We start from the raw sequence: 1,525 nt of genomic DNA on the forward strand, positions 1-1,525 counted from the left end.
CGATCGCCGCCCAGTAGTCGACGCTGGCCCCGCCGAGCGGATCGGCACCGATCCGGATCCCTGCCTTGCGGATGATGTCGACGTCGACGACGTTCGGCAGGTCGTCGACGTAGGCGTCCATGAAGTCGTGGCGTTGAACGGCCTGCAGCGCGCGGGCCAGCGGCACCCGCTTCACCGTCTCGCCGTTGCGAAGAATCTCGTTGGCACGCTTGGCGATTGCGTTGGTCGCATCGGTGTCGGCGGGACCGCCGTTGGGCGGGTTGTACTTGAAGCCGCCGTCATAGGGCGGGTTGTGCGACGGCGTCACGACGATCCCGTCGGCCAGCCCATCGTTGCGGCCGCGGTTGTAGGTGAGGATCGCGTGGCTGACCGCCGGCGTCGGTGTGTAGCGGTCGGCCGAGTCAACGGCCGTGACGACATCGTTGGCGGCGAGCACCTCGATCGCCGACACCCATGCGGGCTCGGAGAGAGCGTGCGTGTCGCGGCCAATGAACAGCGGACCGGTGGTGCCGTGCGCGGCGCGGTACTCGACGATTGCTTGAGTGATGGCCAGGATGTGGGCTTCGTTGAATGCCCCGTTCAGCGCCGAGCCGCGGTGCCCCGATGTTCCGAACGCCACCTGCTGGGCCACGTCCTCGGGATCCGGTTCTATCGAGTAGTAGGACGTGACCAGATGAGGCAGATCGACGAGGTCTTCGGGCTGGGCCGGCTGACCGGCGCGTGGGTGGGCCACCATGTCCCCGATTCTGCCTAATAAGCTGCCTGAGCACGCCCTGCAACCGAAGGGATTTCGACGCGTGGCCAACTCTCCGTTCCCGCAGGACTACCGGGAATTGGCCGCGGTGTTCGCCGGCGGCGCCCTGGGCACGGTGGCGCGCACTGGACTGAGCTTGCTGGTGGCGGCCGACCCGGGGCGCTGGCCCTGGCCGACGTTCACGGTCAACATCGTCGGCGCCTTCCTGGTGGGTTATTTCACGACGCGGTTGCTGGAGCGGTTGCCGGTGTCGAGTTACCGTCGGCCCTTGCTCGGAACCGGTTTATGCGGCGGTCTGACCACCTTCTCGACCATGCAGGTCGAGACGCTGACAATGATCGAGCATCACCACTACGGCCTGGCGGCCGGATACACCTGCGCCAGCATCGTTTTCGGGTTCCTCGCGGTGTATCTCGCCACTGCCCTTGTTCGTCGGGTGCCGGTGCGCTGATGATCTGGCTCGGGGTGGTGCTCGCCGGCGGCGTCGGAGCCGTGCTGCGGTTTCTGGTGGACCGCGCGGTCGCGCGCCGGGCCGCACGGTCCCGTCTCTTTATGGGCCTGCCCTTCGGAACCCTCGTGGTCAACATCAGCGGTGCCGCGCTCCTTGGACTGCTCGGCAGCCTGGCGTTGAGTCGCTACGCCGCATTGCTCGCCGGCACCGCTTTCGTCGGTTCGTACACCACGTTCTCCACCTGGATGCTGGAAACACAGCGGCTCAGCGAAGAGCGCCAGCTGCGCAACGCGGTCGCCAATATCGTCGTCAGCATCGTG

At 66.8% G+C, this 1,525-nt stretch carries 2 protein-coding genes and 1 pseudogene; 2 read left to right on the forward strand and 1 reads right to left on the reverse strand.

Annotated features, from left to right (window positions below; translation table 11 throughout):
• Positions 1 to 736: pseudogene (locus VGH54_RS04200) on the reverse strand (phosphoglucomutase); the annotation flags it as partial.
• A gap of 61 nt (positions 737 to 797) precedes the next feature.
• Between VGH54_RS04200 and crcB (VGH54_RS04205) the strand changes: the two are divergent.
• On the forward strand, positions 798 to 1,205 hold the full coding sequence (gene crcB, locus VGH54_RS04205) for a fluoride efflux transporter CrcB (RefSeq protein ID WP_331510682.1): 408 nt from the start codon (positions 798 to 800) through the stop codon (positions 1,203 to 1,205).
• Positions 1,205 to 1,525, forward strand: a 321-nt coding sequence (gene crcB / locus VGH54_RS04210) for a fluoride efflux transporter CrcB (RefSeq protein WP_331510683.1), incomplete at its 3' end; no start/stop codon positions are given. The genes crcB (VGH54_RS04205) and crcB (VGH54_RS04210), both read left to right, overlap by 1 nt.

The sequence above is a fragment of the Mycobacterium sp. genome (assembly GCF_036488105.1).
GTDB lineage: Bacteria > Actinomycetota > Actinomycetes > Mycobacteriales > Mycobacteriaceae > Mycobacterium.